Source organism: Xanthobacter luteus (genome assembly GCF_040049235.1).
Classification (GTDB): Bacteria; Pseudomonadota; Alphaproteobacteria; order Rhizobiales; family Xanthobacteraceae; genus Xanthobacter.
The window spans coordinates 1500849-1524189 of sequence record NZ_JBDZDO010000001.1; the positions used below are offsets into that span (position 1 = coordinate 1500849).

21 protein-coding genes are annotated in these 23341 nt (G+C 70.4%); 7 read left to right on the forward strand and 14 right to left on the reverse strand.

The window, feature by feature from the left end:
• Positions 1-87: 87 nt before the first annotated feature.
• The 3 genes from ABLE88_RS07360 to ABLE88_RS07370 form a co-directional block, all read right to left on the reverse strand.
• Positions 88-3015: a TolB family protein gene (locus tag ABLE88_RS07360; RefSeq protein WP_348830787.1), complete on the reverse strand. Its 2928-nt coding sequence runs from the start codon at positions 3013-3015 to the stop codon at positions 88-90.
• A 142-nt stretch (positions 3016-3157) separates the two neighbouring features.
• A complete protein-coding gene (locus ABLE88_RS07365; RefSeq protein WP_348830788.1) occupies positions 3158-4501 on the reverse strand; it encodes an MFS transporter in 1344 nt (447 codons plus the stop codon).
• Positions 4502-4635: 134 nt separating this feature from the next.
• Positions 4636-5343, reverse strand: coding sequence for a L,D-transpeptidase (locus ABLE88_RS07370; RefSeq protein WP_348831109.1), 708 nt, complete (start codon positions 5341-5343; stop codon positions 4636-4638).
• A 291-nt stretch (positions 5344-5634) separates the two neighbouring features.
• Here ABLE88_RS07370 and argJ point away from each other — a divergent pair, with 291 nt between their 5' ends.
• From argJ to leuB, 5 genes are all read left to right on the forward strand, one after another.
• On the forward strand, positions 5635-6876 hold the full coding sequence (gene argJ / locus ABLE88_RS07375) for a bifunctional glutamate N-acetyltransferase/amino-acid acetyltransferase ArgJ (protein WP_348830789.1): 1242 nt from the start codon (positions 5635-5637) through the stop codon (positions 6874-6876).
• On the forward strand, positions 6873-7277 hold the full coding sequence (locus tag ABLE88_RS07380; protein WP_348830790.1) for a (deoxy)nucleoside triphosphate pyrophosphohydrolase: 405 nt from the start codon (positions 6873-6875) through the stop codon (positions 7275-7277). The genes argJ and ABLE88_RS07380 overlap by 4 nt, the downstream gene beginning before the upstream one ends.
• Before the next feature lie 15 nt (positions 7278-7292).
• The gene (gene yddG, locus ABLE88_RS07385) at positions 7293-8147 is read left to right on the forward strand and encodes an aromatic amino acid exporter YddG (RefSeq protein WP_348830791.1); all 855 of its coding nucleotides are present in this window, start codon (positions 7293-7295) and stop codon (positions 8145-8147) included.
• A 25-nt stretch (positions 8148-8172) separates the two neighbouring features.
• A complete protein-coding gene (locus ABLE88_RS07390; RefSeq protein WP_348830792.1) occupies positions 8173-9024 on the forward strand; it encodes an SDR family NAD(P)-dependent oxidoreductase in 852 nt (283 codons plus the stop codon).
• Positions 9025-9200: 176 nt separating this feature from the next.
• Positions 9201-10307: a 3-isopropylmalate dehydrogenase gene (gene leuB, locus ABLE88_RS07395; protein WP_348830793.1), complete on the forward strand. Its 1107-nt coding sequence runs from the start codon at positions 9201-9203 to the stop codon at positions 10305-10307.
• A 200-nt stretch (positions 10308-10507) separates the two neighbouring features.
• On the opposite strand, the gene ABLE88_RS07400 is transcribed toward leuB, so the two are convergent.
• The 3 genes from ABLE88_RS07400 to ABLE88_RS07410 all read right to left on the reverse strand — a co-directional run bounded on the left by ABLE88_RS07400 (position 10508) and on the right by ABLE88_RS07410 (position 13209).
• On the reverse strand, positions 10508-10891 hold the full coding sequence (locus ABLE88_RS07400; protein ID WP_348830794.1) for a (2Fe-2S) ferredoxin domain-containing protein: 384 nt from the start codon (positions 10889-10891) through the stop codon (positions 10508-10510).
• Positions 10892-11154: 263 nt separating this feature from the next.
• A complete protein-coding gene (phbB, locus tag ABLE88_RS07405; protein ID WP_348830795.1) occupies positions 11155-11877 on the reverse strand; it encodes an acetoacetyl-CoA reductase in 723 nt (240 codons plus the stop codon).
• Between the two features lie 153 nt (positions 11878-12030).
• Positions 12031-13209 carry an acetyl-CoA C-acetyltransferase gene (locus ABLE88_RS07410; protein WP_348830796.1) on the reverse strand — a complete coding sequence of 393 codons (1179 nt, stop codon included), beginning with the start codon at positions 13207-13209 and terminating at the stop codon, positions 12031-12033.
• 273 nt (positions 13210-13482) lie between these two features.
• Between ABLE88_RS07410 and phaR the strand changes: the two genes are divergently transcribed.
• Complete coding sequence (gene phaR, locus ABLE88_RS07415; RefSeq protein ID WP_348830797.1) at positions 13483-14133, forward strand: polyhydroxyalkanoate synthesis repressor PhaR; 651 nt, start codon at positions 13483-13485, stop codon at positions 14131-14133.
• Between the two features lie 349 nt (positions 14134-14482).
• On the opposite strand, the gene ABLE88_RS07420 is transcribed toward phaR, so the two are convergent.
• Positions 14483-14890: a hypothetical protein gene (locus ABLE88_RS07420; protein ID WP_348830798.1), complete on the reverse strand. Its 408-nt coding sequence runs from the start codon at positions 14888-14890 to the stop codon at positions 14483-14485.
• 352 nt (positions 14891-15242) lie between these two features.
• Entirely contained in the window at positions 15243-15428 is a 186-nt protein-coding gene (gene rpmF, locus ABLE88_RS07425; RefSeq protein ID WP_348830799.1) for a 50S ribosomal protein L32, read from the reverse strand.
• Positions 15429-15793: 365 nt separating this feature from the next.
• Here rpmF and ABLE88_RS07430 point away from each other — a divergent pair, with 365 nt between their 5' ends.
• Positions 15794-16708, forward strand: a complete 915-nt coding sequence (locus ABLE88_RS07430) for a peptidylprolyl isomerase (RefSeq protein WP_348830800.1) — start codon at positions 15794-15796, stop codon at positions 16706-16708.
• 106 nt (positions 16709-16814) lie between these two features.
• Here the strand turns inward: ABLE88_RS07430 and ABLE88_RS07435 are convergent, their stop codons facing one another.
• The 6 genes from ABLE88_RS07435 to ABLE88_RS07460 all read right to left on the reverse strand — a co-directional run bounded on the left by ABLE88_RS07435 (position 16815) and on the right by ABLE88_RS07460 (position 23326).
• Positions 16815-17273: an acyl-CoA thioesterase gene (locus ABLE88_RS07435; protein WP_348830801.1), complete on the reverse strand. Its 459-nt coding sequence runs from the start codon at positions 17271-17273 to the stop codon at positions 16815-16817.
• 110 nt (positions 17274-17383) lie between these two features.
• Positions 17384-18346 carry a methyltransferase domain-containing protein gene (locus tag ABLE88_RS07440; RefSeq protein WP_348830802.1) on the reverse strand — a complete coding sequence of 321 codons (963 nt, stop codon included), beginning with the start codon at positions 18344-18346 and terminating at the stop codon, positions 17384-17386.
• 58 nt (positions 18347-18404) lie between these two features.
• On the reverse strand, positions 18405-18785 hold the full coding sequence (locus ABLE88_RS07445) for a DUF1850 domain-containing protein (RefSeq protein ID WP_348830803.1): 381 nt from the start codon (positions 18783-18785) through the stop codon (positions 18405-18407).
• 7 nt (positions 18786-18792) lie between these two features.
• Positions 18793-20901 carry a TRAP transporter permease gene (locus ABLE88_RS07450; RefSeq protein ID WP_348830804.1) on the reverse strand — a complete coding sequence of 703 codons (2109 nt, stop codon included), beginning with the start codon at positions 20899-20901 and terminating at the stop codon, positions 18793-18795.
• 176 nt (positions 20902-21077) lie between these two features.
• A complete protein-coding gene (locus ABLE88_RS07455; protein ID WP_348830805.1) occupies positions 21078-22019 on the reverse strand; it encodes a TAXI family TRAP transporter solute-binding subunit in 942 nt (313 codons plus the stop codon).
• 296 nt (positions 22020-22315) lie between these two features.
• A complete protein-coding gene (locus ABLE88_RS07460) occupies positions 22316-23326 on the reverse strand; it encodes a Bug family tripartite tricarboxylate transporter substrate binding protein (protein ID WP_348830806.1) in 1011 nt (336 codons plus the stop codon).
• Positions 23327-23341 lie beyond the last annotated feature (15 nt).

Genomic DNA, 23341 nt, shown 5'->3' on the forward strand with positions numbered 1-23341 from the left:
CGGGAAAAGGCTGCAGGGGCCGACGGCCGCGCCCCGGGGCGCGCCCCGTCCCTTGCAAATCCGGAACCCGCTTTTGTTGAAAATGCTTTAGATCAGCCAGTGCCCGCCATCGTGACCGATGTGAAGGGCGCTCCGAAGCTCGGTCGCCAGCGCCGCCGACAGGTCCGCGACGTCGTGGGGAAACACGGTCTTCGCCGCGGCGCCGTGTTCCAGGGCGTAGGTCCAGAGGCCGTCGAGAAGATCGGCGCCGGGCGCCGGCAGCCGGTCGAGCGCCTGCTCCAGGACGCCCAGGTCCCAGGCTCCGGGGTCGAATGCCGCATGCGCCGCCGCCCCCGCGACGGCCCCGGCCAGGACCTGAGGATGCGCGGCACCGAAAGCGCGCGTCTCGATGGACGCGAGGAGGTCGGCGAGCGTGTCGCCGGCGTCGCCGAAGCAGGCGGCGACCGATGCCCAAAGATCGGCGCCTGCCGAGTGCGCCTGCGCCTGCTTCTGCGCCTGCGCCGCATCGTCCGGCGCGAACCTGAAGGTGGCGATCGTGGCGGCGTCCTCGCCCGCTCCGACCAGCGTGACGGCCACGGTGGTGGCGGTCGTGCCGCCGGCACCGTCGGACACCAGTAGGGTGAAGGTATCGACACGGCTTTCGCCCGCCGCGAGCGCCGCCACGTCGCTCTCGTCCACGGCATAGGACCAGACGACGGCGCCGGTGCCGTTCATGTCGCTCACGACCTTGGCCGAGAGCGTGCCCAGCGTCTCCTGGGGCTGGCTCACGGACACCTCGTGGGCATCAAGCGTGTCCGCGTCGGAGAAATAGACCGTGCCGATGGCCGAAAGCCGGCTCTGCGCCGGGTCCTCGGTCAGCGTGACGCTCGTCACGGAAGGCGTGGCCAGCGCCGCCATGAAGATGTCGCTGGCGAAGTTCGCGTCGCCCGCGACGAGGCCGCTCGCGGCGGACGAGAAGACCACATGGGCGCCGTCCGCCGTGAACACGGCACCACCGCTGGCACCATCCACATTGCCTTCGACGCGCGTGACCGCCCCGGTGGCGAGATCCTTGATGAAGACGTTCGCGACCCCGTCCGTATCGCCGGCGACGAGGTTCGAGGACATGGACGAGAAGACGATCCGGGTGCCGTCCGGCGAGAAGGCGAATTCGCCGGTGGCCAGGCCGTTGCCCGGGGTGCCCGCCGCATCGGAACTCACGAAGGTCACTTCGCCGGTGGCGAGGTCCTTCATGAAAAGCTGCACAGAGTCGTTCACCGCGCCGGGGATCACCTCTCCCGGGTAGGAGAGGAAGGCGACCTTGGTGCCGTCGGGGGAGAAGACGGGAAGCACCTCATGAGCGCTGGCATAGGACACGAAGGTCACATCACCGGTGGCGAGGTCCTTCACGTAGACGGCGGTACTCCCAGGCAGGCCGGGTCCAACCGCGGTGCCGAACGCCATGAAAACGATCCTGGTCCCGTCCGGCGAGAAGGATGGATTGAAGCTGCCGTTGCCGAACGCGCTGCCTGCCGCATTGTTCGAAACCAGCGTTAGAGTGCCGGTGGCGAGATCCTTGACGAAAAGATCGGAACTGCCGTTCGTGTCGACATAACCAAGGTTGGATGCGGGCGTTTCGAACGCGATCTTGGTTCCGTCAGGCGAGAATACGGGCTTTTCGCTCCACGTATTGATCTGACCGCCCGCGGAATCGGTGGAGACCCGGGTGATGGCGCCCGTGTCGAGGTCCTTGACGAACACATCCTCCGCCCCGTTCGTGTCCCCCGGCACGAGGTTCGACGCGTCGGAAACGAAGGCCACCTTGTGGCCATCCGGCGAGAAGGCGATTTTATCGACGCTGTCGTCATTGCCCGCTGTACCGGAGGCGCTCGAGGACACGAGCGTGACCTCCCCGGTCGCGAGGTTGCTGACGAAAACCTGGCGCTGCCCCGCCATCGAGGACATGTACGCCACCTTGGTCCCGTCCGGCGAGGCGACGGGTTGCGCGCTGCCTTTACCCGTGGACAGACGGATGATGCCGCTCCCGTCCGGACTGGCCGGCAGGAACTCCGGAGCCGCGTTCGTGAAGCTGAAGCTCACGTCCTGATGGACGACCCCCTTCTGCGCATCGGTGAGCGTGAACGAAACGGTGGGCGCATCCGTCAGGGGGCCGGACGCGGTCGAGCGGTAGGACACCTGCTCCAGCAGCGTGCTCACCTGCGCGTCGGACAGCGCGCCCTTGCCCAACTGGCCCTTGACCTGGAAGGTGAAGGCGAGGTCGTGGCCGGACACGCCGTCGGCCGAGACGGTGCCCACCACCTTGCCGTTGAAATAGAGCTTGGTGCCGGTGATGCTGAACGCGCCGGGCGCCAGATAAAGCTGGTCGGTGCTGCCGGCGTCGGCGACATGGACGTTGAGCGTGGCGCCCTTGTAGGTGGTCCCGTCGGGATCCAGAACGCGCGCGTCGGCGTCGATGACGAAGCCGGCCGTGAAATCGGCCCGGTCGCGGGTCGAGGCCGGCTCCAGGCCGGAGAAGACCGGGGCGTCGTTCTGCGGCGTCAGCTTCAGCTGCATCTTCGCCGATTTGGTGGTTCCCTCCGCATCGGTGACGGAGAAGGTGAGGGCGCGGGCCGCGGCGGCGGGCGTGTCCCCGGAATAGGCGAAGGCGACGGCGCGGGCCAAGGCGGTGGCGGCGGCATCGTCCACCGGCTGGTCGAAGGCAACCACCAGCGCCGTCCCGTCCTGCCCGGACGAGGTCAGGGTGCCGATCCGCGCGCCGTTGTAATAGACCTCGGTGGCCCCGCTCTCGCCATTCACCTGCAGGGCGATGCCGTCTTTTTCGGTGATGACCAGATCGTCATGGGTGGTCGCCTTGGCCAGCTTGACGCTGAAGGCGCCGCCCTGGAATCCGGTGCCGTCCGGATTTTTCAGGGATACGTCGGAATCCAGCTGCACCGGCCCGGCATTGACGCTGTTCTCGGCCAGCGTGGCGTTGCGATTGAGGGCGCCGAAGACGGGGGCTTTCTTCGCGGGCATCGTCACAGCTCTCGGCAGCCAGGGTTGCAGCTACGGGTAGCGGCCGGGCCCGTCACAGTCCAGCGCGAAGCGCCCTGCAATCCCGTTTCAAGCCGGGCCGATGCACGCCGGCCACGGCCTGCCCGCCATCCCCCGCCCCACCCTAGCCCTCCGCTGCGATCCTGCGCGCCAGCCCCGCGCCGAGCGCGCCGACCAAGGCGATCATCGCCAGGACGCCGGGAAATCCGGCGATCATGAAGGCGATGGCGCCCGCCGCCACGCCGACGCTGCCGCCGAGGAACGCGCAGGCATTGACGATGCCCGCCCCCTGGCCGGCCTGCGCCGGCGGCAGGGCGGACAGCGCAAGGCGCGGGGCCAGAGCGTAGGGCACGGCGAGGCCCGCGCCCACGGCGCAGAACCCGGCCGCGAGCAGGATGAGGCTGCCGCGCGCAACCGCGGCCCCCGTGACGGCGCTGGCGAGCACGATCAAGGCCATGCCGGCCGTCATGGCGTTGCCGACCCCGATCCGCGCGGCGACCGCCGAGGCTGAGAGCGCGAGCACGAGCAGCGCCAGCCCGAGCGGCAGCAGCAGCGCCCCGGCCGCGAGCGCCGTGAGGCCGAGGCCGTGCCGGCTCTGCGCATAGAGGTTGAAATAGAGCAGCAGGCCCATGATGCACATCATCGCCAGCGCGCCGATGGCGGTGCCGATCACGAACCCGGGCCGGGTGAAGAAGGCGAGGTCCACCAGCGGCGCGGCCGCGCGCGCCTCCACCCGCAGCAGGAGCAGGAGCGCCGCCCCCGCCAGCACCAGCGGGCCGAGGGCGGCGAGCGGCGCCGCCTCGGCGTGCGGCAGCCCATGAAGGCCGAACACCACCGACACCATGAACGTCGCGAGCAGGACGAAGCCCGCGACGTCGCCGCGCCCGCCTGGCGCGGGCGCGGCGCGCGCGGCCGGCGCGCCGGACAGGGCGAGGCCGGCGAGCGCCGCCAGAGTGAGCGGCACGTTGAGCCAGAAGATCGCGCGCCAGCCGGCAAGATGGATCAGGCTGCCGCCGAGCAGCGGGCCGATGCTGAAGCCCAGCATCAGGAAGCCGGTCCAGGCGCCGATGGCGGCCTCCTTGCGCTCCGGCGGCGCGCCGGCATTGATCGCCGCGAGCGTGCCGGGCACCGCGAACGCCGCCCCGAGGCCCTGCAGGGCGCGCCCGGCCAGCAGGGCGACCTGCCCCTCGCAAGTGGCGATGATCGCCGAGGCGAGGCCAAACAGCGCCAGCCCGGCCATGGAGGCCGCGCGCGCGGAGAAGCGGTCCGCCGCCCGCCCGCCGAGCACCACGCAGGCGGCGGACATGACGAGATAGGCGTTCACCGCCCACTGGACGCCGGCAGCCGGCAGCCGCAGCTCGCTCCCCATCAGCGGCAGGGCGGCCATGATCGCCGTGCTGTTGGCGCCCACCGCCAGCATGGCGAGGCAGGAGGCCCAAAGGACCAGATCGAATCCGCCCAGCCTCATCCCAGCCCCCCCGGGCGCCGGCCGGCCTGTTCGAAGGCCGCCACGCATCGCGGCCCATACTGGCCGGCGGCCGGCCCGTTGTCGAAGCGGGAGCCCGGAGCCCGTTCGGCGGACCGCTGTACGGCGGACCGGTGCTAGGCCGGCAGCACGGTCACCTTGGTCTTGACCGGCGTCTGGTCGTAGAGGTGGATCATGTCCTGGCTCAGCAGGCCGACGCAGCCGCTGGTGACGCCGGTGCCGATGCTCTCCGGATCGCTCGAGGCGTAGATGGTGTAGAGCGTGTAGGCGCCGTTCTGGTAGAGGTAGAGCGTGCGGGCGCCGAGCGGGTTTTCCAGGCCGCCGGGCATGCCGCGGGCGTATTTCGCCACTTCGGGCTGGCGCTGGATCATCTCCTTGGGCGGAGTCCAGGTCGCCCATTCGCCCTTGCGCCCCACATAGGCGTCGCCGTGCCACAGAAAGCCGCTGCGGCCCACATTGGCGCCGTAGCGGGTGGCGGTCTCCCCGTCCTCGATGCGGTAGACGTAGTAATTGCTCGGATCGACGATGATCGTGCCGGGCGCTTCCTTGGAATCGTAGCGCACCGTCCGGCGGTAGTATTTGGGATTGACCTTGCTGATGTCGGCCGCCGGGATCGGGAACTTCTCGGTGGGCACCGGCCCGTAGAGCTTCTCCGCCTCGGCAAGGCTCATGCCGTCTCCGGCGCAGCCGGCGAGGGAGAGCGCGCCGAGGCCGGTGGCGGAGCCGAGGAGGAACGACCGGCGGCTGAGCGCCCCCGCTTGCGGCCGCCGCCGAGCGCGCTCGTCCCCTTCGCCGGCCGCAGCCGTCCCACCGTCAATGATCATCATGCGTCCCAAACCCAGTCGCCTGGCGCGAGCCCGCGCCAGAATGCAACCATTTGATGTTGTTCCAGGCAGACATTGCCGCCCGGCGGGCCTCCTGGCAAGCACGGGTGGCCGCGGCGAAGTTGCAGCCCGACCGGCCCGGTCGTCAAGGCTCAGCAATGCCGACTCGACCATGGCAAGATCCCCCGCCCTTGCGTCCGCCCCCGTCCTGCGGCACACCCTCGGCCACGCGCGCCGGCCCCGGGCACGATGCCCGGTTCCGGCGCGCCGCCGCCGATCCCGGGAGCCACCATGTCCACGCCCGTCTCTCCCCTCGCGCCCAAGAGCCTGCCCGAGGTGCCCGCCGTGCCCGGCGTCGCCTTCGCCACCGCCGAGGCCGGCATCCGCTACAAGGGCCGCACGGACGTGCTGCTGATGGCGTTCGCGCCCGGCACCACGGCGGCGGGGGTCACCACCCGCTCGCGCTGCCCCTCGGCGCCGGTGGAATGGTGCCGCGATCTGCTCAAGAAGGGCAAGGCCAAGGGCCTGGTGGTGAATTCCGGCAACGCCAACGCCTTCACCGGCAAGAAGGGCCGCGCGGCGACCAGGCTCACCGCCGAGATCGCCGCCCGGGCGCTCGGCTGCAAGCCGAACGAGGTGTTCCTCGCCTCCACCGGCGTGATCGGCGAGCCGCTCGACGCGACGCGCTTCGAGGGGGTGCTGGAGCAAACCGCCTCGCGCCTCGCCAACGGCCCCTGGGAGGCAGCCGCCCGCGCCATCATGACCACCGACACCTTCCCCAAGCTGTCCACGGCGACGGTGCTGATCGACGATCTGCCGGTCACCATCACCGGCATCGCCAAGGGCGCCGGCATGATCGCCCCCGACATGGCGACCATGCTGTCCTTCATCTTCACCGACGCCCCGCTCGCCTCGGGCGTGCTCCAATCCATGCTCGACAAGGCGGTGAAGACCACCTTCAACGCCATCACCATCGACGGCGACACCTCCACCTCCGACACGCTGCTGCTGTTCGCCACCGGCGCCGCCAAGGCGCGTGGCGTGCCGGCCATCAAGGATCCCACCGACCCGCGCCTGCGCGCCTTCCGCCGCACGCTCCGCGCGGTGATGGCGGACCTCGCCGAGCAGGTGGCGCGCGACGGCGAGGGCGCGCGCAAGCTGGTGCGGGTGCACGTCAATGGCGCGACCTCCAAGAAGTCGGCGCGGCGCATCGCCATGTCGATCGCCAACTCGCCGCTGGTGAAGACCGCGGTGGCGGGCGAGGACGCCAATTGGGGCCGCGTGGTGATGGCGGTGGGCAAGGCCGGCGAGCCGGCCGAGCGCGACCTGCTCTCGATCTCCTTCGGCGACATCCGCGTCGCCCATGCCGGCGCGCGCGATCCCGCTTATGACGAGGCGACGGTGTCGGACTACATGAAGAACGACGTGATCGACCTCACCGTGGACCTCGGCCTCGGCCGCGGCGCCGACACCGTGCTCACCTGCGACCTCACCAAGGAATACGTGGCCATCAACGGGGACTATCGCTCGTGAGGCTCACCCTCGTCGTCGCCTGTGCGCTGGTGGACACGGACAACCGCGTGCTGGTGGCCCAGCGCCCCGAAGGCCGGACGCTCGCGGGGCTGTGGGAGTTTCCCGGCGGCAAGATGGAGCCCGGCGAGCGGCCGGAGGAGACGCTGATCCGCGAGCTCGACGAGGAGCTCGGCATCCGCGTGAAGGAGGAGTGCCTCGCCCCGCTCTCCTTCGCGAGCCACGCTTATGAGACCTTCCATCTGCTGATGCCGCTGTGGGTCTGCCGGCGCTGGGACGGCATGGTCCAGCGCAAGGAGCACCAGGCGCTGAAATGGGTGCGCGCGGGCAAGCTGCGCGACCTCGACATGCCGCCCGCCGACGCGCCGCTGATCCCGCCGCTCATCGACCTCCTCGGCCCCTGACCCCCGAGCCCTGAAATGCCCCCCGCCAGCGCGACGCGCATCGGCCTTGCCGCCATCCTCCTTTGGGCGACGCTGGCGCTGCTCACGGCGGCGACCGGCCGGGTGCCGCCGTTCTTGCTCACCGCACTCACCTTCGCGCTCGGCGGCGCGGTCGGGCTCGCCGCGGCGCTCGCCGGGCCGGGCATCGGCGTGCTGGCGCAGCGCCCGCTCGCTTATCTGCATGGCGTGGGCGGTCTGTTCGGCTACCATTTCCTCTATTTCGCGGCCCTGAAATGGGCCCCGCCGGCGGAAGCCGGGCTCATCAACTATCTGTGGCCGCTGCTGATCGTGCTGCTCTCGGCGCTGCTGCCGGGGGGCGGGCTGAGAAGAGGCCACGTGATCGGCGCGCTCATGGGCTTCGCCGGAACCGTGGTGCTGCTGCTCGGCAAAGGCGGCTTCGGCGGCATCGAGGCGCGCTACCTGCCGGGCTATGCCGCCGCCTTCGCCTGCGCCTTCATCTGGTCGTCCTACTCGGTGCTCTCGCGCCGCTTTGCCGATGTGCCGACGCAGGCGGTGGCGGGCTTCTGCCTCGTCACCGCGCTGCTGGCTGGCGCGTGCCACCTCGCCTGGGAGGAGACCGTGTGGCCGTCCGGCCCCGGCGAGTGGGCGGCGGTGGCGGCGCTCGGCATCGGCCCGGTGGGCATCGCCTTCTATGCCTGGGACGTCGGCATGAAGCAGGGCGACGTGCGCCTCTTGGGCGTCGCCTCCTATGCCGCGCCGGTGCTCTCCACCTTGTTACTGGTGCTCGCCGGCTTCGCCGCGCCCACTTGGTCCCTCGCCCTCGCCTGCCTGCTCATCGTCGGCGGCGCCTTCGTCGCCACGCGGCGCTGAGGCCCCCACCCCAAGGAGCCCCGCCATGCCCCATCCCGCCCTGTCCGCCGGCGCGGTCGCCGTCGTCACCGGCGGCGCCTCCGGCATCGGCCTTGCGGCCGCCCGGCGGTTCGCCGCGCGCGGCCTGAAGGTCGCGATCGCCGACCTTCCGGGCGCGAAGCTCGAGGCCGCGGCGGCAGAGGTCGCCGCGCGCGCCAGAGGCGGGGCCGACGACGTGCTCGCGCGCGCCACCGACGTGAGCCGCCTCGAGGACATCGAACGCCTCGAGGGGGAGGTCGCGGCCCGCTTCGGCGGCACGGACCTCGTCATGAACAATGCCGGCGTGCAGCCCGGCAGCGCGCTGTTCGGCCCGCTGGCGAACTGGGAGCAGGTGATCGCCGTGAACCTCTGGGGCGTGATCCACGGCGCGCGCGTGTTCGGGCCGAGGATGCTGGCGCGCGGCAAGCCGGGCCTGATCGTCAATACCGGCTCCAAGCAGGGCATCACCACCCCGCCCGGCGATCCCGCCTACAATGTCTCGAAGGCGGGCGTGAAGGTGTTCACCGAGCAGCTCCAGCACGAATTGCGCAACACCGAGGGCGGCCGCGTCTCGGCCCATCTGTTCATCCCCGGCTTCGTCTTCACCCCGCTCGCCGCCGGCGGGCGCACCGAGAAGCCGGCGGGCGCCTGGACCGCGGACGAGACCGTGGACTTCCTGCTGGAGCGCCTCGAGGCCGGCGACTTCTACATCCTGTGCCCGGACAACGACGTGCCGCGGGCGCTCGACGAGAGGCGCATCGCCTGGGCGGCCGGCGACATCATCGCCAACCGCCCGCCGCTGTCGCGCTGGCACAAGGACTATGCCGCGGCCTTCGCCGCCTTCGTGAAGGGCGGCTGAGGCGGCGGCTCGCCCGCCCGCCGGTTCCCGCCGCGCCCTTGCGCTCGCGGCGGCGACGCCTTAGAGCCGTGACGCCCTTTCGGCGGCGCGACCGCGCCGCCCCACGCCGCCCTCAGGACGGACGCCCCACCAAGACGGCGCGACGCCGCATCGACCCTAGGAACGAGGAGACCCGCATGGCCACCCACAAGCTGCTCCTGCTCGCCGGCGACGGCATCGGCCCCGAGGTGATGGAGGAGGTGAAGCGGGTCATCGCGTGGCTGGAAAAGGCCGGCCTCGCCTCCTTCGCCATCGAGGAGGGCCTGGTGGGCGGCGCCGCCTATGACGCCCACGGCGCCGCCATCTCGGAAGCCGACATGGCGCTCGCCAAGGCCGCCGATGCGGTGATCTTCGGCGCCGTCGGCGGGCCCAAATGGGCCGACGTGCCCTACGAGGCGCGTCCCGAGGCGGGCCTTCTGCGCCTGCGCAAGGACCTGGAGCTGTTCGCCAATCTGCGCCCCGCCATCTGCTATCCCGCGCTCGCCGAGGCCTCCTCGCTGAAGCCGGAGGTGGTGGAGGGGCTCGATCTGCTGATCGTGCGCGAGCTCACCGGCGGGGTCTATTTCGGCGAGCCCAAGACCATCACGGACCTCGGCAACGGCCAGAAGCGTGCCGTCGACACCCAGGTCTATGACACCTTCGAGATCGAGCGCATCGCGTCCGTCGCCTTCGAGCTCGCGCGCACCCGCCGCAACAAGGTGACCTCCGCCGAGAAGCACAACGTGATGAAGTCCGGCGTGCTCTGGAAGGAAGTGGTGACCCAGCTGCACGCGCGCGCCTACAAGGACGTGGAGCTGGAGCACCAGCTCGCCGACAGCCTCGCCATGCAGCTGGTGCGCTGGCCCAAGCAGTATGACGTGATCGTCACCGACAATCTGTTCGGCGACATCCTGTCCGACCTCGCCTCCATGCTCACCGGCTCCATCGGCATGCTGCCCTCCGCCTCGCTCGGCGCGGCGGACGCGGCCGGCAAGCGCGCGTCCATGTATGAGCCGGTGCACGGCTCGGCGCCCGACATCGCCGGCCAGGGCATCGCCAATCCCATCGCCATGATCGGCTCGCTCGCCATGGCGCTGCGCTATTCGCTGGGCAAGGGCGAGGTGGCCGACCGCATCGAGGCGGCGATCGGCACCGTGCTCGACGCCGGCAAGCGCACCGCCGACATCGCCCCCAAGGGCACGCCGGCGATCAGCACGCGCGAGATGGGCGAGGCCATCGTCGCAGCCCTCGACGCCGGCGCCTGAGGGACGGCGGGAGGGGCGCCAGAGTAGGCCGGGCCCGGCGCGACACCCCTATCCGCCGTCATGCTCCGGCTCGACCGGAGCATCCATCCGCGCCGCAGGGTGAACGGCACCGGCGCTTGGGCCCTCCGGTCAAGCCGGAGGGCGACGGGGCGGGACATGGGGAGCCGCAATCCGACGACGCGGCGCGCCGCCCGCGCTCCTCACACCCGCGGAACGACGATGAGGCGCTCCACCGGCCGGCCGCCTAGGAGGTGGGACGCGACGATCTCGTCGATGTCCTCGGGGGTGCGCGGCTGGTACCAGATGCCCTGCGGATAGACCACCATGATGGGCCCCGCCTGGCAGAAGGTGAGGCAGCCCGAGGCGGTCATGCAGATGTCGCGCCGCCCCGTGGCCTCGATCTTCTTGCCGAGCCGCTCCCACAAAGGCTGGGCGCCGTTGGCGCCGCACGAGCCGCGCGGATGCTGCGGCGGGCGCTGGGTGAAGCAGCAGAAGACGTGGTGCGCATAGACCTGGGGGATCTCCAGCGCCTCCTCGACGGCGGCATCCGCGGTCAGGGCATCGGTGGTCAAGGCATCGGTCATGGAAGCTCGCGCGGGCTGAGGGACGATGCTGGAACGATTCAAGTCCCGTGCCGCGCTGGCCGATCTAATTTTTACATTATATTTCAGATAGATGCCTGGATCGACCGATTGGCGCTTATGCGACATCCCCGGCCGGCGGGGCGCAAACCCGACAGGAGCCGGCAGGCGCTGCGGCGGCGCTGTTCGGGGAAGAGCGGCAAGCGGGAAGGTCGCCCTCCGGCCAGGCCGGAGGGCGACGGCGTGCGAGCAAGCGCCGGCGGGGCTCAGGTGATGTACTGCGCGCCGTTCACCGTCATGGTGGAGCCGGTGATGAAGCCGGCGTCGTCCGCGGCCAGGAACACGACGCAGCGGGCGATGTCCTCGGGCTCGCCGAGGCGGCCCACCGGGATGGTGGCGACGATCTTGGCCAGCGCCTCCGCCGGCACCGCCTTCACCATCTCGGTGGCGATGTAGCCCGGGGCGATGGCGTTGACGGTGATGCCGAGCCGCGCCGTCTCCTGGGCCAGCGCCTTCACGAAGCCGATCTCGCCGGCCTTGGCGGCGGAATAGTTGGTCTGGCCGAACTGGCCCTTCTGTCCGTTGATGGAGGAGATGCAGACGATGCGGCCGAACTTGCGGTCGCGCATGCCCTCGATCACGTTGCGGGTCATGTTGAAGGCGGAGTTGAGGTTGGTGTTGATCACCGCGCTCCACTGCTCCAGCGACATCTTGTGCAGCTGGCCGTCGCGGGTGATGCCGGCATTGTTGACCAGGATCTCCACCGGGCCGACTTCGGCCTCCACCTTGGCGATGCCGGCCTTGCAGGCCTCGAAATCAGACACGTCCCACTTGAAGGCAGGGATGCCGGTCTTCGCGGTGAAGGCCTTGGCGGCCTCCTCGTTGCCGGCGAAGTTCGCTGCCACCTTATGGCCGGCAGCCTTCAGCGCGACCGAGATCGCCTCCCCGATGCCGCGAGTGCCTCCCGTGACCAATGCGACGCGCCCCATTGTCTCCTCCTCACTTCTGTTGGCCCGACCTGAAGACGCCTGCCCCTTGACCCGAGCGGATCGAGCTACGCCCGGATCGGTACTTAGCAAGTCTTTGATTGATTTGAGAACCGGACGCCGCGATCGAACGTCGCGGCGTCCTTGAGCGCGGCCTCAGTCGCGCGCGAGGCACATGGCGATGCCCATGCCGCCGCCGATGCACAAGGTGGCGAGGCCCTTCTTGGCGTCGCGCTTCTGCATCTCGTGCAGCAGGGTGACGAGGATGCGCGCGCCGGAGGCGCCGATCGGATGGCCGATGGCGATGGCGCCGCCGTTCACGTTCACCTTGGAGGTGTCCCAGCCGAGCCCCTTATTGACCGCGATGGCCTGGGCGGCGAACGCCTCGTTGGCCTCGACGAGGTCGAGGTCGGAGGCGCTCCAGCCGGCCTTCTCCAGAGCCAGCTTGGCGGCCGGGATCGGGCCGGTGCCCATGACCGAGGGATCGACGCCCGCCTGGGCCCAGGAGACGATGCGGGCCAGCGGCGTCTTGCCGGCGGCCTTGGCCTTCTCGGCGCTCATGAGCACCACCGCGGCGGCGCCGTCATTGAGGCCCGAGGCGTTGCCGGCGGTCACCGTGCCGTCCTTCACGAAAGCGGGGCGCAGCTTGGTCATGGCTTCCAGGGTGGCGCCGTGGCGGATGTACTCGTCCTGGTCCACCACCACGTCGCCCTTCTTGGAGGCGATGGTGACGGGCACGATCTCGTCCTTGAACCGGCCCGCCTTCTGGGCCGCTTCCGCCTTGTTCTGGGAGGCGACGGCGAATTCGTCCTGCTCCTGGCGGGTAATCTGGAACTCCTTCGCCACGTTCTCGGCGGTGTTGCCCATGTGGTAGCCGTTGAAGGCATCCCACAGGCCGTCCTTGATCATGGTGTCGACGAAGGCGAGGTCGCCCATGCGCTGGCCGTTGCGCAGGTGCGCGGCGTGGGTGGACTGGCTCATGGATTCCTGGCCGCCCGCCACGACGATGTCGCTGTCGCCATTGGCGATGGCCTGGGCGCCCAGCGCCACCGTGCGCAGCCCCGAGCCGCACACCATGTTCACCTCCCAGGCCGGGCTGGTGATCGGCAGGCCGGCCTTGAGCGAGGCCTGGCGCGCCGGATTCTGGCCCTGGGCGGCGGTGAGCACCTGACCGAGGATCACCTCGCTGACCGCGTCGGTGGCGACGCCGGCGCGCTCCAGCGCGGCCTTGATGGCGATCGCGCCGAGCTCGTGCGCAGGCAGCGCCCCAAGGGCGCCGTTGAACGAACCGACCGGGGTGCGCGCTGCGCCGACGATGACGACCTCGTCCTTCATGGTGCTCTCTCCTGGGCCTATGCGGCCGGTTCTGGCCTCTCGCGGCGTGCGCTGCAGCGCCGCCGCGTTCGGATGCTAAAGTGGTTGTGCCGTCGACAATGTGTCAATGACACATGTCAAGGCAATGGGCACGCGGCGATGCCTGCGGGCCGGTCCCGGGCGGCGCGCGGCGATGCGCTGCACGTTCGGCGCCCGCGGCGCACACAAATTGGTAGCCCTGTGTTTGGAAACGCCCTAACGTGTGTCACCCCAAGGAAAACGGATGACCGGACGATGGCAAAGTCGCAAGAGCCAGTCACCATCAAGAAATACGCGAACCGCCGCCTCTACAACACCGGCACGAGCACCTACGTGACCCTCGAAGACCTCGCCAACATGGTGAAGGAGGGCGAGGACTTCGTGGTGTACGATGCCAAGAACGGCGACGACATCACGCATTCGGTGCTCACCCAGATCATCTTCGAGCAGGAGAACAAGGGTCAGAACCTTCTGCCCATCACCTTCCTGCGCCAGATCATCCGATTTTACGGCGACAGCATGCAGATGCTGGTGCCGCGCTACCTGGAAGCGTCCTTCGACAGCTTCACCAAGGACCAGGAGAAGTTCCGCGACCACGTGGCGAAGACGCTCACGGGCGGCGGCTTCGCCGGCCTCGACGACCACGTGCGCCGCAACATGGAGATGTTCGAGCGCGCGTTCCACATCTTCCTGCCCTTCCCGAAGACGGAAGGGGCGGAAGGCGTGCCCGCGGCCGCCGCCGGCACCCCGGCGGCGCCGGGCACCGCTCCCGCCGCTCCCGAGCCGCGCCCGGGCGAGTTCGACGCCATCAAGCGGCAGATGGCCGAGATGCAGGCGAAGCTCGACCAGCTCATCAAGAAGCCCGAAAGCGAAGGCGAAGGCGAAGGCGGCCCGTCGCAGCCCTGACGGGCGGGCGATCCCGGGCGCGGTGCCTCCCCGGCGCCCCTTCCCCTCGCCTGCCCTCTGCCGGGGAGAGGCTTCTGCCGACCCGCGCCGTGGCGCCCTCTGCTGGGGTTTCCCCCTGCGGAACGCGTTCCTTTGCCTGCGGGAGAGGGGCAGGGTGAAGGGCCCCGCCCGCCGGGCCGCGCAATCCCAGCCGCGCGCGGGACGCAGGCGCGCGGCGCCGAGCCCCGTGGCGCTCGAGGCCCGTGGCGCTTGAGCCCCGTGGCGATCGTGGCGAGGCGGCGGCTGCGGAGACGGCGCCAAGACGACTCGCTTGCGCGGCACCCGGCCGCGCCCCGGGTCCGGGACGGTCTCAACCGTTGTCGCGCGGCTCGACCGAGAAGTCGCGCTGGGCGACGCGCACCGAGACCGAGAAGCCCGCCACCACGTCCAGCAGCATGATGCACAGCAGCAGCGCGAATACCGAATTGCCCGCCTGCGGCACCAGCAGGAATTCCGCGAGACCGACCGCGAACAGCAGCATCGACAGCATGTGGTCGATGATCGAGCGGGAGGTGATGCGCGTCGACTTCAGGATCTCGAAGAACAGCACGAACAGGCTGAAGGCGAGGAATGCCTCGGCCAGGCTGATCTCCCATTTCGACCCGGACAGCATCTGCACCGTGGTGAGGGGGGAGTGCCAGTCGAGGCCGGGGGTGAGGAAGGCGACGATATTGAACAGCGCCAGCGGGATAATGAGCAGAGGAATCGGCGTCAGCATCAAATTCTCCTCGACCGGACCTGAGGCGGCCCGCCGCGCCGCGGCGGCCGACGGGTCGCCAATCGCGCCGGGACAGTCACCGTTCCCGGCGAAGGGACGATGACGGAGAACACGCTAAGCGGCACGCGTCCGGGCGCGGCGGCCCGGAAGGGCGGCGGACCGAAACCCATCCCGCAATGGGAGATTGGCCCCTCGCCCGGTATCAGGACCGGCCGTGCCGGCCGATCCCGTCAAGCGGCCCGGCCCTGCGGCGCGCGAATCGGCGGCGCCGAAGCAGCGCCAGAGCCGGTCGCGCCTTGGGCCGAGCCCTGCCGGTCCCCGCCCGGCCGCGCCAGGCGCGGCCGGGAGGCGATCAGGCCTCGGCCTTGGGCTTCAGGACCTGCCGGCCCCGATACATGCCGGTCTTCAGGTCGAGGTGGTGCGGACGGCGCAGCTCGCCGGAATCCTTGTCTTCCACATAGGTCGGCTGCTTCAGCGCGTCGGCGGAACGGCGCATGCCGCGGCGCGACGGGGACGTCTTTCTCTTCGGGACGGCCATGTCCTAAACTCCTCAAGGCGAGCCATCAGCCCGCTGCGGCGGTTCGCGCACGGTCTGCGAAACCAGCATTCGAATTGAAGGCGCGCCTTATACAGTCTCTTTCGCGCCAACGGAAGCCCTGCCGCCGGCGAATTGCACGCGCCGGGGGCGCGGCGGGCGGCCGCGTCACGATCCTGTCAGGGGCCGGCTCTTGTGTTGCCGGGCGAGCTAAGCGAGGGTGCGCGCGGCTCGCCCCCGGCGGGACTTTTCCTTGGCCAGCGCCATGCTGCCATGGAAAAGCTCCATCCGCCCGCGAGGAATGAGCGAGGCGGCCCCCGCAACGGGCCGCTCCAGGGGCACACCCACTTTCCGAGGAAACCGGACCCATGATGCGTTCCGCCCAAACCGCCGCTCTCGCGCTCGCCCTCGTTGCGGCGACGGGCACGGCCGCCTTCGCCCAGGCCACCGCCACGCCCCCGGCCACCGCGCCGGCCGGCGCCGCCGCGCCCGCCGGCGCCGCCGATCCCGTCCTCGTGACGGTGAACGGAACGCCGATCCGCGCCAGCGACCTCGCGCTCGCGGCCGAGGATATCGGCCCGAACATCCCGCCCCAGCTGCAAGGCGAGCAGCGGCTCGAATACATCGCCTCCTACCTCACCGACCTGACGCTGCTCGCCCAGGCGGCCGCCGCCGAGAAGCTCGACCAGACGCCCCAGTTCCAGCAGCGCATGGCCTATGCCCGCACCAAGGCGCTGGTGGACCTGCTCTTGACCGAGGCGGCGAAGAAGGCCGTGACCGCCGAGGCCAAGCGCGCGACCTACGAGGAGTTCGTCAAGCAGCGCAAGCCCGAGACCGAGGTGCGCGCGCGCCACATCCTGGTGGACGACGAGACCAAGGCCAAGGAGATCGCCAAGAAGGCCAAGGCCGGCGAGGACTTCGCCAAGCTCGCCAAGGAGAATTCCAAGGATTCGAGCGAGGACGGCGGCGATCTCGGCTACTTCACCAAGGAGCAGATGGTGCCGGAATTCGCCGAGGCCGCCTTCAAGCTGGACAAGGGCCAGATCTCCGACCCGGTGAAGACCCAGTTCGGCTGGCACGTCATCAAGGTGGAGGACAAGCGCGAGACCCCGGTGCCGACCTTCGAGCAGGTGCAGGACGAGATCGATCGCTTCCTGGTGCAGAAGTCGCAGGCGGAATTGGTCACCAAGCTGCGCGCCGAGGGCAAGGTGGAGAAGACCTCGGTCCCGGCCAAGCCGGCGACGCCCGGCACCCCCGCCGCGCCGGCGCCGGCCAAGCCCTGAGCCAAAGGCCCTGAGCAAACGCCGCGCGGCCTCGGCGCGCGGCCTGGACCACGACCCGCGCCGGCCCGGAGCGTCCGGGCCGGCGCCGCCGCTTCAAGCGGCGCCCTCAGCCCTGCGGCACCAGCGCCGCGAGCACGGCGCGCACGTCGTCAGGGATCGGCACCGGGCGCTGGGTGGCGCGGTCCACATAGACGTGGACGAAGTGGCCCTGGGCGCAGGCATCGTCGCCGCCCTGGAACAATGCGATGTCGTAGCGCACCGAGGAGGTGCCGAGCTTCGCCACCTTCAGCCCCGCAATCACGGGCTCGGGGAAGTTGAGGCTGCGGAAATAGGTGCAGCGGGTCTCCACCACGAGGCCGATCACCGCGCTCGCCGCCGGGTCGAGCACGCCCTTGCGGATCATGTGCTCGTTCACCACCGTGTCGAAATAGGAATAATAGACCACGTTGTTCACATGGCCGTAGACGTCCACGTCCGCCCAGCGCGTGGTGAGCGCCAAAGTGTGGGCGAAGTCCGCGCGCGTGAAGGGCACCTCCCGCCCGGCCGCCGATCCCTGACCGCTCATCGCTGCGTGCTCCCGCCGTGCCGCGTCATCCGTTGGCCCTTTCCTCTGTCAGGCGTTGTTGCGCCTGCAATACGTCGCGCCGCCCCTCGCCTCAAGGCCCGCCGCGGCCCTCACGAAGCGTCCGGCGGCCCCTTGGTCGCCGCCAGAGCGTCGGCGAGGCGCATCTTGGCGGAGCCGGGCTTCAGCGGCTGCTGCTGGCTGGCGTGGGGCGCCCAGCCGGACAGCCACAGGATCTCGAACGTGGCGCGTACGCGCTTGTCCGGATCGGCGAACCGCTGCTGGTAGATCTCCGCCGCCCGCAGCAGCGTCGCCCGGCGCAGCGGCACCCGGCGGCGCTCGGCCAGCGCGTTGGCGCCACCCATGCGGCGCAGATCGTCGAACAGCGCGAAGGGCGATGCGTAGCGCACCACCACCTTGTCCACGTCGGTCACCGGCAGCGCGAAGCCGGCCCGCTGCAGCAAAGCGCCGAGGTTGCGCACGTCGGCGAACGGCGCGACCCGGGGCGAAAGGCCGTCGGTGGTCTCGCTCTCGGCCTCGGCGAAGGCCTGGCGCAGTTCGGCAAGGCTGCGCCCGCCGAGCAAAGCCGCGAGGAACAGCCCGTCCGGCCTCAGCGCGCGGCGCACCTGGGCGAGCGCGCCCGGCAGGTCGTTCACCCCCTGCAGGGCCAGCAGCGAGACCACGAGGTCCAGCTGCTCGCCGGCGAAGGGCAGCGCCTCCGCATCCGCCACCACCGCGCCGGCGCCGGGGGCAAGGCCGAGGGCGGCAGGCGCGGCGCGGAACACCCGCCCCACGGCGGGATGGACGTCCAGCACGCGCGCGGCGGCATCGGTGGGGGTGCCGATGTCGAGCGCGGTCTCGAAGCGCCGGCTCACCGCGCCGAGCCGCTCGGCGAGGTCCTCGGCGGCGCGGTCGAGGAGGAAGGTCGCCGGCCCGAGCCTCGCCGCGCGGGCCAGCCGGCGGCGCAGCAAGGCGCGGTCGAACACCAGCGGACCCGCTGCGGCGGGGGCCGCGGCCGGCCCGGGGGCGGACGCGCGCGGAGGGTCGCGGGATTGGTCGCGGGGCTGGTCGTTCATGGCCCGCATATAGGCCCTTTGCCGCCCCTGCGCATCCTCGCGGGCGCCGGCCGGCGCCTTAGCCCGGAGCGTCCGGGCACAGAGCGAGCGTGACCGGGTCGGCGTCGGCGGGGATCAGATCGCCCATGAGGCGGCAGCGCCCGTCGATGCAGATGCGCCAGTCGGCGGTGGCGCCGGAGCGGCGCAGCACCACTTCCCTCAAGGGCGGCAGCCGGGGATGCGCCACGTAGCGCCCGCCCTCCAGCACCGCGCCCTCGGGCGGCTCCATGCCGGCGCCGGAGCCCTCCACCCGCATCTCGACCATGGCGAGCCCCTCCGGGGTGGCGCGCCAGTCCTCCTGCCACTCGCTCTTCTGGACCGAATGGGTCCAGGCCAGCGTGAAGGCGGCGGCGAGCCGCACCATCTGGCCGCCGGCGATCAGGCAGGCGAGTGCGCCCACCCGCCGGTCAGGCCTTGGCCGCGCGGGTGGCGCGCAGGCGCGTCACGTGCCAGGCGAGGAAGGCGAAGGCGGCGGCGAAGCCCAGTTCGTCGGTGAGCGGCAAGGCCGCGATCAGCAGCGCCGCCGCTGCGAAGGCCGCCACCCGCTCGGCGGTGTTCAGCGGCCCGAGCAGATAGCCGGTGGCGGTGGCGGCCCACAACACGATGGCCACCAGCGCCTTGATGACGCCATAGGCCACCGCCGGCCAGAAGCCGATCGCCGCCGCCATGGGATCGCCCGGCTGGAGCATCAGCGCCGGCGCGTAGACCGCCATGAATGGCACCACGTAGCCGGCGAGCGCCACCCGCGTCGCCTGCACGGCGATCTTCATGCCGCTCTCCTTGGCGATGGGGGCGGCGGCGAAGGCCGCCAGCGCCACCGGCGGCGTGAGGTCGGCCATGATGCCGAAATAGAACACGAACATGTGCGAGACGATGAGCGGCACCCCGAGCTCCAGCAGCGCCGGCCCGGCGATCGAGGCGGTGATGATGTAGTTCGGGATCGTCGGCAGGCCCATGCCGAGGATCAGGCAGGCCACCATGGTGAGCAGCAGGGACAGGAACAGCGAGTTCTGCCCCACCGCCACCACGTAGGAGGCGAACGCGCTGGCGACGCCGGTGAGCGTGAACACGCCCACCATGGTGCCCACCAGGGCGCAGGCGATGCCCACCGGCAGCGCGTTGCGCGCGCCGTCCGCCATGCTCTCCAGGCTGATGCGCAGGGTCTCACGCCCGCCCTTGACGAAGAACAGGACGGCGACCAAAGCCGCCACCGCCCAGGCGATGCCATTGATGCCGTATTCGAGGAAGCTCGCCGCGGCGACGCCGAGCACCACCCAGAACACCAGCTTGAGGCCGTAGGGGCCGATGGCCTGGGCGACCGGGGTGCCGAGCACGATCAGGGCGGTGAGCGCGAGCCCGACGGTGCCCGCGAACAGCGGCGTGTAGCCGGAGAACAGCAGCCAGACCAGGACCGCGAGCGGCAGCAGCAGGTACCAGCGGTCGATCAGCGCCTTCAGCGCGTCGGGGCACTGGTCCTTCGGCAGGCCGAGCAAACCGTGCCGGCCGGCCTCCAGGTGCACCATGGCGAACACGGTGAAGAAATAGAGCATCGCCGGGATGATCGCCGCGGTGGCGATATCCGAATAGGGCACGTCGATGGTCTCGGCCATAATGAAGGCGACCGCGCCCATCACCGGCGGCATGATCTGCCCGCCCATGGAGGAGGTCGCCTCCACCGCGCCGGCGAAGGCCGGCTTGTAGCCGAACTTCTTCATGAGCGGGATGGTGAACTGCCCGGTGGTCACCACGTTGGCGACCCCAGAGCCGTTGATGGTGCCCATGAGCGCCGAGGAGATCACCGACACCTTGGCCGGACCGCCGCGGGTGTGGCCCACCGTGCCCATGGCGAAATCGGTGAACAGCTGGATCATCCCGGCGCGCTCCAGGAACGCGCCGAACAGGATGAACAGGAAGATGTAGGACGACGAGACATAGGTCGGCGTGCCGTAGATGCCCTCGGTGCCGAGGAACATCTGGTCCACCACCTGCGCATAGTCGAAGGAGCGGTGGTCGAGCGGCGGCGGCAGATACTGGCCGAACAGGCCGTAGAGCAGGAACGCAGCGCACAGGATCGGCAGCGACAGGCCCATGAGCCGCCGTGCGCCCTCGAACACCAGGATCACCGCCAGGGTGCCGACGACGATGTCCATGGTCGAGGGGTCGCCGGCGCGGGCGATCAGGTCGGAATAGAACACCCAGTGATAGAGGCCGACGATGAACGAGAGGATGCCCACCGCCCAGAGCACGAAGCGCATAGGCCCCTGCTTGTGGTTGCCGGCGATGGCGAACATCACCAGCAGCAGGAAGCCCACATGGACCGAGCGCACGATCTGGCTCGCCAGCGGGCTCCAGGCGGCGGTGATCACCTGGAAGGTGGAGAAGAGCACGGCGATCCAGAACACCGCCCGGCCCCACGCGCCCGGTCCCCATTCCAGGTGGCCGAGGCCTGGCTCGACGATCACCTCGGCGCCGTGATCGAGGCGACCGGGCTCGGCGTTGGTGATGCTCTGCGACATGGACGGGTCTTCTCGCGGCTCTGGGCCCGGCGCGGCATGGCGCCGCCGAGGCACGCCATGGGAGCGGAAAGCCCGTTCGAATTCAATGGCCCCGCGGGGCGCAGGGCCTCAAAGGCGCACGCCGCCGGCCCGGGAGCCGACGGCGTGCGGACGCGTGCACGAAGGCGGCCTGCGCCTCAGGGCGTCACGCCCTTCTCCTTGAAGTACTTCGCGGCGCCGGGATGGAACGGCACGGGCGAGCCCTTCATGGCGTTCTCGAGCTTGATGGACTTGGCCGCCGCATGGGCCGCCGCCAGCTCCGGCAGGCTCTCGTAGATCGCCTTGGTGATGGCGTAGACCTCGTCGTCCTTGAGGTCGGCGCGGGTGACGAGGAAGTTCGGCACCGCGGCGGTGGCGACGTTCGCCTCCTGGCCCTCATAGGTCTTGGCCGGGATGGTGGCCTTCAGATAGGGGGCGCCGATCTTGTCGATCACCGCGCCGGGCACCTCCACCACGACGATGGCGACCGAGTTGGCGAGGTCCTTGATCGAGGCGACGCCGAGGCCGGCGGACTGCAGGGTGGCGTCCAGCTGGCGGTTCTTCATCAGCTCGACCGACTCGGCGAACGGCAGGTACTCGATCTTGCCGAGATCCTCGTACTTGATGCCGGCGGCGTTCAGGATGGCGCGGGCGTTGAGCTCGGTGCCGGAGCGCGGCGCGCCCACCGACAGGCGCTTGCCCTTCAAATCGGCGATGGTCTTGATGCCGGATTCCTTCGAGGCGACGATCTGGATGTAGTTGGAATAGATGCCGCCGAGCGCCCGCACCTTGGAGAGCGGCGCCTTGAAGCCGGCCTCCTCCTTGCCCGCCGCGCCGTCGGCGAGGCTGTCGGCGAGGGTGAAGGCGACCTCGCCCTTGCCCTGCTGGATCAGATTGAGGTTCTCGACCGAGGCCTTGGTGGCCTGCACCGAGGGCCGCGCGCCGGGCACCTTCTCGCCGATCACCTTGGCGATGGCGACGCCCATCGGATAGTACACGCCGGAGGTGCCGCCCGTGAGGACGTTGACAAACTCCGCCTTGGCGGCGACGGGCGCGAGCGCGAGGGCTCCGGCGAGCGTCGCCATGATGAGCTTCTTCATTGGCGTCCCTTCCTGCTGATGTGGTTGGCCGAGAAGCTACCTGCTTGCCGCACAAAGGCCAGCGGGTTTTTCCTTCCCTGCGACTAAAGTCTAGGGCGTGATCGGCCCACAGGGAACCGCCGCGCGCCGCCATGCGGGCGGCCGGCCGCCCGCCACGGCGTTGAGCACGAGGGATTTATCGCCCTCGGTGGCTTGCCCGGGCGAGGCGATGGACCCGCAAATGACGAAACGCCCGGCGCAGGCGGTCAGCCGGCACCGGACGTCCTGCCCGCCGGGATCCCCCGGCCGGGGTCGCCTCATTCCGGCTCGATGCCGGCGGCCTTGGTGATCTCGGCCCACTTCTTGGTCTCGGCCGCCACCAGCTTGGCGAGCGCCTCGGGGGTCGAGGAATTGGGCTCGATGCCGGCATTCAGCAGCGCGGTCTGCACGCCCTGGTCGGCCATGGCCTGCACCATGGCCTTGTTGAGCGTCGCAACGATGGGCGCCGGGGTCTTGGCCGGCACGAAGGCGGCGAACCAGGCGGTCAGCTCGTAGCCGGCGATGCCGGCCTCGCGCATGGTGGGCAGCTCGGGCGCGAGCTTGGAACGCTGCGCGCTCGACACGCCGAGCGCCTTCAGCTTGCCGGCGCGGGCCTGCGGCAGGGTGGTGGAGATGTCGGCGAACATCACCTGGATCTGGCCGCCGAGCAGGTCGCTCACCGCCTGCGGGTTGCTCTTGTAGGGCACGTAGAGGATGTCCACCCCCGCCCCGGTCTTCAGCATCTCCACCGCGAGCCGCGAGGAGGTGGAGCCGGCGCCGAACGAGAGCTTGCCTGGATTCGCCTTGGCGTAAGCGATGAAATCCTGCGTCGTGGCGGCCGGCACCGACGGGTTCACCACCAGCGCCAGCGTGATGGTGCCGAGCGTCGTGACCGGCTCGAAATCCTTGATGTGATCGTAGGAGAGCTTCTTGTAGAGCGCCTGGTTGGAGGCGTGGGTGGAGTTCGAGGTGATCAGCACGCTGTAGCCGTCGGGCGCCGCGCGGGCGACGTTGCTGGCGGCGATCTGGCCGGTGGCGCCGGGCAGGTTCTCCACCACCACCGGCTGGCCGAGGAGGGACGACACCTTCTCGCCCAGCACGCGGGCGAGCGTGTCGGTGGCGCTGCCGGCGGAGAACGGCACGACGAAGCGGATCGGCCGGGTCGGATAGGCCTCCTGCGCCGCCGCCGGCGCGGCGACGGCGAGAAGGGGCGCGGCCGCGAGCGCGGCCAGGGTCGCGAGCACCCGGCGTCGCGGCGGTGTGGTCGTCATGGGGGTCGTCTTGCTCATGGGCGGTTCTCCCGG